The sequence below is a fragment of the Nostoc sp. CALU 546 genome (assembly GCF_048836525.1).
Genome location: NZ_JAWJTF010000059.1, coordinates 39,892 through 49,347, shown reverse-complemented (window position 1 = coordinate 49,347; position 9,456 = coordinate 39,892). Strand labels below are relative to the sequence as shown.

Sequence of the window (9,456 nt, the reverse complement as noted above, 5' to 3'; positions counted from 1 at the left end):
TGTCAAGTTAGGTTTTTAGGACTTGTGTGTACACCGTAGCCTTTTTAAGGGGGGTAGGGGGGATAAATAGGTGCTGAAAGTCACAGCTAACCACTTTTCAAAGAACCTCTAAAGAGTGTCGCGCTTTGCCAGATATTGATACGTCTGCCAACGTGCATCAACCTCAGCTTGGGCTTGTTCTAACAGGTGTTTGGCAATATCAGGTTTGCTCTTGGTGAGCATTTTAAAGCGATTTTCTTGATACATCGAATGTTCTACCGATTGCGTAGGCGATCGCATATCCAATTGCAATGGATTTTTACCCTGGTTAAGCAACTCTGGATTATGCCGATACAGCAACCAACGACCTGATTCTACCAGAGTTTTCTGATGATTCATCCCTGTGGTCATGTTGATGCCGTGGGCGATGCAATGACTGTAAGCAATAATTAGTGACGGGCCATCATAAGCCTCTGCTTCCAAAAATGCTTTGAGAGTATGTTCATCTCTAGCGCCAAGGGCTACACTCGCTACGTAGACATTTCCGTAGGTCATGGCAATCATCCCTAAGTCTTTTTTTGGTGCAGGCTTACCACTGGCGGCATATTTAGCAACTGCGGCTTTTGGCGTAGCTTTGGAAGATTGACCGCCTGTGTTGGAATATACTTCTGTATCCATGACCAAGATGTTGACATTGCGACCACTAGCAATTACATGATCGATACCGCCAAAGTCAATATCATAAGCCCAACCGTCACCGCCAACAATCCAGACGCTTTTTCTCACCAAGTAATCTGCAAGAGATTTGAGATTTTGGATTTGGGCATGGGGCATGGGGCATGGGGCATGGGAGTGGTAATTCCTTTTTTCTAAAAGTTCATCTAGCTTTTGTTTCAACAGCGCTACCCGTTCTCGTTGTTCCCAAATATCAGCCTCAGTGTTTTGTTTGGCATTGAGAATAGATTGTACCAACTCATGAGGTATTCCCAATTCCCCATTCCCAATTCCCCATTCCCCATTCCCCAATTTTTGCAACAATTCCGCCGCAAACTCGGCTTGTTTGTCGAGAGAAAGGCGGAAGCCAAAACCGAATTCGGCGTTATCTTCAAATAAATTATTAGACCACGCGGGGCCCCGTCCTTGGGCGTTGGTTGTCCAAGGAGTGGTGGGGAGATTTCCGCCATAGATTGAAGAACAACCTGTAGCATTGGCGATGACGGCGCGATCGCCAAACAGTTGTGTTAATAATTTTAAGTAAGGTGTTTCACCACAACCTGCACAAGCACCAGAGAATTCAAATAATGGTTCTTGGAGTTGTTGCTGGCGAATCTGGTTAACTTTTAGCGATCGCCTATCAGGATTAGGTAAACTCAAAAAGAAATCCCAGTTTTTTCGCTCTTGTTCCCGCAATGGCAACTGCTGCGCCATGTTAATTGCTTTCAGCGATGGCTCAGATTTATTTTTAGCAGGGCAAATATTTACACAAATCGTACATCCTGTGCAGTCTTCTGGTGCTACCTGAATGGTAAATTTTTGATTGGCAAAGTCTTTATCTTTTGCACCAGTTGATTTAAAGGTTTCTGGTGCATTGACTAACTCATCTGCTTGATAAGCCTTGGCTCGGATGGCGCTATGGGGACAAACCATGACGCACTTCCCACATTGTACGCACACATCCGGCTCCCACACAGGTATCTCTTCAGCAACGTTACGTTTTTCCCATTTGGCAGTACCTACGGGGAAAGTGCCATCAACTGGTAGTGTGCTAACAGGTAAATCATCACCTTCCCACACCATGATTTTGCCCAGAACTTCTTGCACAAATTCGGGAGCGGAGTCTAGCAATTTTGGATTTTGGACTTCGGCTGCGCTCAGTCGAACGATTTTGGATTTTGGATTGTTGATTGTTTGGGGGATATTTACTTTATGCAAGTTGTCTAGGGTGTTGTCTACAGCTTGCAAGTTCATGCGGACAACTTCTACGCCTTTTTTACCGTAGGTTTTGTCAATCGCTTGTTTGATTTTAGCGATCGCTTCTTCTTGTGGCAAGACTCCCGCTAAGGCAAAGAAGCATACCTGCATAATCGTGTTAATTCTGCCACCCATGCCACTTTCACGGGCAACTTGGCTGGCATTAATTACGTATAACTTCAAATGCTTATCAATAATTTGTTGCTGCACCTTTATCGGCAAATATTCCCAGACGCTATCTACATTGTATGGACTATTCAGCAGCAGAGTTGCCCCAGGAATAGCAGCCTTCAAAATATCTATGCGTTCTAGAAATCCCCAATGATGACAACCAATAAAGTTGGCTTGGTCAATTAGGTAGGTGGAGCGAATTGGCTCTTTCCCGAAGCGGAGGTGAGAGACAGTCATTGAGCCAGATTTCTTGGAATCAAAGACAAAGTAGCCTTGGGCGTAATTATCGGTTTCTTCACCAATAATTTTGATGGAGTTTTTGTTAGCGCCAACAGTACCATCAGCGCCCAATCCATAAAACATTGCCCGAACAACATTATCCGATTCTGTAGAGAAATTAGGGTCAAAGCTCAAGGAAGTATGACTTACATCGTCATTAATCCCAATAGTAAAATGATTCTTCGGTTTAGCTTCGGCAAGATTATCAAAAATCCCCTTCACCATCGCCGGTGTAAATTCCTTAGAAGAAAGACCATAACGCCCACCAATAATTTTAGGCAGAGGGGCAAGAGGTAATTTTTCATTCTCTCCATGCCCAATGCCCAATGCCCCATGCCCCATTCCCCATACTTCATGAATAGCAGCCACAACATCTAAATACAAAGGCTCCCCGGCGCTACCTGCTTCTTTGGTGCGATCAAGAACTGCGATCGCCTTTACACTAGTTGGTAATACTGCAACAAACTTTTGGACATCAAAGGGGCGGTAAAGTCGCACTTTGACTACACCAAGTTTTTCACCACGAGCGTTCAGGTAATCTACTGTTTCATGGACGGTTTCACAACCTGAACCCATGAGAACAATAACCCGATCGGCATCTTTTGCGCCGTAATATTCATAGATTTTATAATGTCTTCCCGTGCGTTCTCCAAATTCATCCATGATCCGCTGGACAATATCTGGACAAGCGTTGTAGTAAAGGTTCGCGCCTTCCCTTCCTTGAAAGTAGACATCGGGATTTTGAGCAGTCCCCCGCAATACGGGACGGTCTGGGGTCAACGCACGGCTGCGGTGGGCGAGTATTAGGTTATCGTGGATTAGCGATCGCAAATCATCATCTGAAAGTAATTTAACTTTCTGCACTTCATGGGAGGTGCGGAAGCCATCAAAGAAATGCATAAAGGAGACTCGCGTCTCTAGGGTAGCAGCATGAGCGATGAGAGCAAAATCTTGACTTTCCTGCACTGAAGCGGAACACAGCAGGGCAAAACCAGTAGCACGAGCTGCCATCACGTCGCTATGGTCGCCAAAAATTGATAAAGCGTGAGTAGCCAAAGAACGGGCTGCAACGTGAACCACGGCGCTAGTCAACTCACCAGCAATTTTGTAGAAGTTGGGTATCATCAACAATAATCCCTGAGAAGCCGTGAAGGTGGTACTCAAGGAACCTGTTTGCAATGCCCCATGTACAGCACCAGCCGCTCCTCCTTCACTCTGCATCTGCACGACGCTGGGAACAGTACCCCAGAGGTTAGGACGACTTTCGGCTGACCAAGCATCTGCCCATTCACCCATTGCTGAAGAGGGGGTGATGGGATAAATGGCAATCACTTCATTTAGTTTGTAAGCAACACGGGCGACAGCTTCATTCCCATCGATGGTTGCAAAGGTTTTGTTCATAATTGGATTTTTGTCCCCGTCTCTCAGTGTTAATAGTAAGAGCAGAATTCAGGAGTCAGAATGGGCTAAACGCCCCGCTATCGCTAACAGAATTCAGAATAGTCAAATAATTAGGAAAAAATTTATACATAAATGTACTAATAATGCTGCATTCCTTTTAAAATTTGACTTTTGACTTTTGGGTGCTGAATTCTTACTAAGAATTTATCAATGACTTTCGGCTCTTTAATTAACTTTAAATAAATACTTCATATATTAGTATCTCATCCGAAATACTGCGTCTATTAATATGTATTAATAATGTACTCAATAGCCAAAGCAGTTATTAGATAAGGCTTTCAGTTAATTGATTATTTTTTGTGGGGTATAGGGTCGGGCTTCTATCTCGTTTTCATCCCCGTTAGGGGAAGGAGTTATGTAAAGTCATGGCTATTGACAACATTCCAGTGCTAAACAAAGAGTTTACATCCCCGTTAGGGGAAGTGGTTATGTAAAGTCATTGAACATGGAAAATCCTTGGAACTTATAAAGTTTACATCCCCGTTAGGGGAAGTGGTTATGTAAAGGGACGGTGACGGATGCCTCGTCAGGGATCTTAACGAGTTTACATCCCCGTTAGGGGAAGTGGTTATGTAAAGAAAACAAACCCATGACTGCTCGTTGGCTGGCAACGTCAAAGTTTACATCCCCGTTAGGGGAAGTGGTTATGTAAAGTGCAGGCACTATTAAGTTCCGCCGAAGGTTCAAAAGTTTACATCCCCGTTAGGGGAAGTGGTTATGTAAAGAGTTACCTTTTGGAAACCTTACCAGGAGCGGGTTTGGAACCCCCTAATCGACACACCTTTTTTCATTGTCAATAAAACGGTGCTTATTGATAAAAAAGTTGTGATTTTGTCGGCTGAAACCCTTGCTACAAGAGCAATCGACACACCTCAACGAGATTATGCGGTTTTCAAGGATCGGGCGAGGTGTGTAGATGAACTTTAACACACTCTATGGAGTGTAAAATATCTTACTTAAGATTGTCAAGCTGTTCAGCCTTGGTTTTCGATGTTTAGTTCATCGCTTCAAATCCTTGATGTTCAATGATCTTCAATCCATGAGCAAGTAGAGACAGCAGTAAGCGGTTGCAAAATTATTGCTGAATGAATTGAAGGCGATCGGCTCAACGATATACCAAAATGAATGCGTGAATTACCGAAATGAGAAAGCAATCAAGCATTTTGAGAAAGCAATATGCCTTTTTGCTTGCTGAATCTACCGAAATGAGAAAGCATTTAAGCTTTTTGATAAAGCAAAATGCCTTTTTACTTGCTGAATCCACTGAAATGAGAAAGCATTTAAGCTTTTTGATTAAGCAATCAGGCATTTTGAGAAAGTAATTAGGTATTTTGCTGATTAAATTCGACTTTATCTTTACTTTTACTTTATAAATGACTCCTTATACTAATTTAATTAATGATTGCAACACATCCTTGGGTAAAGACGCGATGAATCGCGTCTCTACAAATGGTTTATTTAGTGTATACACAAGTCGAATTACCCCCCTTAATCCCCCCGATGCATTGGGGGGAAAAAGAAATCTAGTTCCCTCCCCTTTGCAAGGCGAGGGTTAGGGTGGGGTAAAACCTTGGGTTTTTCAGCTATTTCAGACTTGTGCATACACCGTAGCCTAAAAAAGGGGGGAACTAGAATCAAAGTCCCCCAATTTATCGGGGGATTTAGGGGGATCTAAAATTTTTGATGCCGACAAGAGGACTTTTCAAACATCCTTTAAGATTCAAGCTCAAAACCAAAGGCGATCGCTCAAAGACATCTGCGGTAAGAACAGTTTTCAGGCTTAGAGGTTGAATGAACAAGTGTTTCGCTGTGACTTTAGGCACTTTAGATCCCCCTTAAAAAGGGGGGAACCGGAATCAAAGTCTCCCTTTTGAAGGGGGATTTAGGGGGATCTAAAATTTTTGATACCGACAAGAGGACTTTTCAAACATCCTCTTATCAGCTTTTCCATATAATACAATACAGTTGACCCATGAAATATGACCCGTAAACCTCACGATCAGTTCGCCAAGCAGTTTTTAGAGGAGCTACTATCACCCTTGGGCAAGGTAGAAGCCAATAAAGAAGTAGTTGATGAGACTCGGCAAGTAGATGTTTTATTTTCACCAGCACCTACATCTCAAGCGCAAACGCAAAATCTAGGACTACTAGGAAGAATTGCTTTGCAGAGTACAGCCTTGCTAGAACCATACCGCAATCAACCCAGTAAGACAGAGGTACGAAACTGCCTTCTAAAGCTGTTCACTGTAATTGCAGATTCGCAACGCAAAGCCAAAAGAGAAGATACAAGTTTACCAGAGAGTGATTTAGCTCGGTTATGGATTTTAGCACCTTCGGCCTCCCCGGCATTGCTAGAAAGTTTTGGCGCTAAACTAGAGCTAGAAAACTGGATGAGAGGGGTATATTTTCTACCTTTATCTTTTAGAACGGCGATACTAGCGATTAACGAGTTACCTGTGACTCTAGACACGCTGTGGTTTAGGCTTCTCGGCAGGGGAACTGTTCAGCAGCAAGCAGTGAGAGAACTAGTTGCCCTTCCACCAGAGAACCTTGTACGCCGTAATGTTCTAGAAATAATTTACAGATGGCGTATCAGTGTAATGATCCAGCAAGACTTAACTGAAGACGATCAGGAACTAATTATGAATTTAACAGAAGCTTATCAAGAAGCAAGAGCGCAGGCTGTACAAGAAGGAGTACAGCAAGGAGTACAGCAAGGAATACAGCAAGGAGTACAGCAAGGAATACAGCAAGGAGTACAGCAAGGACAACGTTTAGTTGTGGAAAATTTGTTGAGATACAGATTTGGTTCTGTGGACGAGGAATTGTCGAGAGTCATCGATAGTTTGTTGCAGTTCCCACCAGAGGAATTTACACCTTTATGTTTGCAATTATCTCGTGAAGAATTGTTGGCAAGGTTTAGCTAATAATCTGTCATTAGTCATTAGTCATTAGTCATTGGTAAGGGTTTTAATACCAATTTAATGTGAAGTTGCACATATCTTGATCCCCCTAAATCCCCCTTAAAAAGGGAGACTTTGAATTCCCCCCTTTTTAAGGGGGGCTAGGGGGGATCGAATTCTATGCAGCTTCATAAAGAATTGGTATAAGGCTGTTTACGTTTCGTGACATAATTTGGTTTATTCCTGCCGACTTACTTAAGTAAGTTGACAAACTACGAATTGATATTACTTGCTTGTAGTGTAGATTCTGTGCTATCAGTCTTCAACTGACCATCTTCCATATAAATGATGCGATCGGCAATATCGAGGATGCGGTTATCGTGGGTAACTAGCAAAATCGTACAACCTTGTTCTTTAGCTAGCTTCTGCATTATTTCTACGACATCGCGCCCAGATTTCTTATCGAGTGCAGCAGTAGGTTCATCTGCTAAAACAATTTTAGGATGGCTAACTAAAGCACGAGCGATCGCAACTCGTTGTTTTTGCCCTCCAGATAGTTTCTCTGGGTAATAATTTACACGATCAGCTAACCCGACAGTTTCCAAAATAGCGATCGCTTTGGCGTTAATATCCTGATTGAGAAAATCGTCATGCAACTCTAAGGACATCCGCACATTTTCTCTTGCTGTCAAAAAAGTCATCAAGTTATGCGCCTGGAAAATATAGCCAATTTGGCGACGCAGCTTAGTTAACTGCTGCTTTTTCGCACCACAAATTTCCTCTCCTAAGATTTTAAGGCTACCTTCTTGGGCAGAACGCAATCCACCCATTAAGGTTAACAAGGTGGTTTTCCCCGATCCAGAGGGGCCAGTCATAATCACGATTTCCCCAGCCTTAATCTCTAAATTAATGTCGAATAATACTTGTTTGCGAAGCCCACCTTCACCAAAGTAATGGTTGAGGTTACTAACAGAAATTACAGATTCTAAAGTAGAAAGTGTTGAATTTGAATTTTCTGGTAAAGATTTTTGCAACATAATATTTTATCGGTTATTGGGTATAAAAAAATAATTACGTCTCTTGTAGAGACGCGATTCATCGCGTCTTCTTCTCCACAGACACGATAAACCGCGTCTAAAAAACTAAAAAACATCGGCAGGGTCAGCAGATCGTAATTTCCGCATTGCGATCGCACCAGAAACGCTACACATGATCACGGTCAAAATCCAAACCTGGATCGCCCGTTCCATTTTCATAAAAATAGGAAGCATTGTCGCAGCGTATGTGACTTGATACAACCCAAAAGAAAGGAAGAATCCAGGCAGAAAACCTAAAATAGCTAATAACAATGCTTCTTGAATTAAAACTCCCAAGAGATAGTTATCGGTATATCCCATTGCTTTGAGGGTGGCATATTCTGGCAGGTGGTCAGAAACATCAGAATAAAGGATTTGGTAAACAATCACGATACCAACGATAAACCCGACTGCTGTACCCAAACCGAAAATAAAACCAATGCCAGTACCTTCTTCCCAGTAAGTCCTCTCCACTTTGGCAAACTCTTCTGGAGTCAAGACTCTAACATCTTTAGGTAATCCATTCACAAGTTGCGATCGCACTTTTTCTACATCGACATCTGGTTGAAGCGTAATTAACCCAACTTCGATGCGATCGGGTTTACGTTCTGGGAATAGCTGGAGAAAGGTAGAGTCACTGGTGATCACATTACCATCGGCAGCAAAGGAAGCACCATCAGTAAACAAGCCTTTAACAAAAACGGCTTTGCTATTTAATTCTGTGTCAAATTTGCCTGTTTTCTTAAAGATATCAGCAACCGCCCCGTATTCTGGACGACCTGCCTGGTCAAAAATAACTTGGTATAACTGTTTCAGATCATCCTGATTTTGGTTAATTTCGGGCGATTTGAATGCGGGTTGTACCGGATCAACACCCCAAACCAAAATGGCACGCTCAAGACGTGTTTCGGGATTTCGCCACTGTCCGGTGCTGATATAGACAGAATTAACTGACTGAACACCTTCATAACCTAATGCTTGATACAGTCGTTCTCTAGAAAAGTTTTTTACCGAAAATAAAGTTTGAAATTGGGGATTAATTAAAATCAAATCTGCCTGTAAATTGCGATGAGGTTTCACAGCAGCATCAAAAAGGGCACTTTCAAATCCCAACTGAATAAACATCAGCATATCGGCAAAAGTAATACCTGCGACTGCAACAGCCAGACGGGTTTTTTCCTTCATTAACTGCCGCCATGCTAGCGGCGTTTTGCGAAATAATTTGGAAAACATATTGAAAAAACCCCTTAATAACTCAGTGTTTCAGTTTGCTGTTCAAGCTGGCGCTCTCGCATTAACAAAAATAATGGAAGACCTAAAGACACACCAACCAAAAGATTACAGGCAATGTAAACCCAGAGATTTTGCATTTTAAGACGTGTTCCCTCCCAAAATACAAATGTCCATAAAACTAGCGATGAAACAATAACATCCATACCAAAAAAACCAGAAATTTTGTTGGCAAAGAGTTGTTCAAAAAACAGCTTTACATCAAGACCATGCTCTAAGACAAATGGAACAAATTGGGAGTAAGGTAGAACGAAGCCAAGTATACAAAGCAGAAGGTATATGACTTTAATCATGATTGAATTAACCCTATAAAAAATGCTGGAATA

6 protein-coding genes and 1 CRISPR repeat array are annotated in these 9,456 nt (G+C 42.3%); of the genes, 1 reads left to right on the top strand and 5 read right to left on the bottom strand.

Annotated elements, in window-relative coordinates; genetic code table 11:
- Positions 1–108: 108 nt before the first annotated feature.
- On the bottom strand, positions 109–3,801 hold the full coding sequence (gene nifJ / locus RRG12_RS25465) for a pyruvate:ferredoxin (flavodoxin) oxidoreductase (protein WP_420761082.1): 3,693 nt from the start codon (positions 3,799–3,801) through the stop codon (positions 109–111).
- 386 nt (positions 3,802–4,187) lie between these two features.
- A CRISPR array of direct repeats spans positions 4,188–4,586; the repeat unit is 37 nt; unit sequence AGTTTACATCCCCGTTAGGGGAAGTGGTTATGTAAAG.
- Between the two features lie 936 nt (positions 4,587–5,522).
- On the bottom strand, positions 5,523–5,684 hold the full coding sequence (locus tag RRG12_RS25460) for a hypothetical protein (RefSeq protein ID WP_420761081.1): 162 nt from the start codon (positions 5,682–5,684) through the stop codon (positions 5,523–5,525).
- Between the two features lie 156 nt (positions 5,685–5,840).
- Here RRG12_RS25460 and RRG12_RS25455 point away from each other — a divergent pair, with 156 nt between their 5' ends.
- Entirely contained in the window at positions 5,841–6,788 is a 948-nt protein-coding gene (locus RRG12_RS25455; RefSeq protein ID WP_420761080.1) for a hypothetical protein, read from the top strand.
- A gap of 248 nt (positions 6,789–7,036) precedes the next feature.
- Here the strand turns inward: RRG12_RS25455 and RRG12_RS25450 are convergent, their stop codons facing one another.
- The 3 genes from RRG12_RS25450 to RRG12_RS25440 all read right to left on the bottom strand — a co-directional run bounded on the left by RRG12_RS25450 (position 7,037) and on the right by RRG12_RS25440 (position 9,423).
- Positions 7,037–7,801, bottom strand: a complete 765-nt coding sequence (locus RRG12_RS25450) for a DevA family ABC transporter ATP-binding protein (RefSeq protein ID WP_420761079.1) — start codon at positions 7,799–7,801, stop codon at positions 7,037–7,039.
- Between the two features lie 105 nt (positions 7,802–7,906).
- A complete protein-coding gene (gene devC, locus RRG12_RS25445) occupies positions 7,907–9,073 on the bottom strand; it encodes an ABC transporter permease DevC (protein ID WP_420761078.1) in 1,167 nt (388 codons plus the stop codon).
- A 14-nt stretch (positions 9,074–9,087) separates the two neighbouring features.
- A complete protein-coding gene (locus tag RRG12_RS25440; RefSeq protein WP_420761077.1) occupies positions 9,088–9,423 on the bottom strand; it encodes a DUF2834 domain-containing protein in 336 nt (111 codons plus the stop codon).
- Between the last annotated feature and the right edge of the window lie 33 nt (positions 9,424–9,456).

What these genes read in the sequence shown, in the direction of transcription:
- nifJ (WP_420761082.1), bottom strand. Translation starts at nt 3,801, where the DNA reads ATGAACAAAACCTTTGCAACCATCGATGGGAATGAAGCTGTCGCCCGT.
- RRG12_RS25455 (WP_420761080.1), top strand. Translation starts at nt 5,841, where the DNA reads ATGACCCGTAAACCTCACGATCAGTTCGCCAAGCAGTTTTTAGAGGAG.
- RRG12_RS25450 (WP_420761079.1), bottom strand. Translation starts at nt 7,801, where the DNA reads ATGTTGCAAAAATCTTTACCAGAAAATTCAAATTCAACACTTTCTACT.
- devC (WP_420761078.1), bottom strand. Translation starts at nt 9,073, where the DNA reads ATGTTTTCCAAATTATTTCGCAAAACGCCGCTAGCATGGCGGCAGTTA.
- RRG12_RS25440 (WP_420761077.1), bottom strand. Translation starts at nt 9,423, where the DNA reads ATGATTAAAGTCATATACCTTCTGCTTTGTATACTTGGCTTCGTTCTA.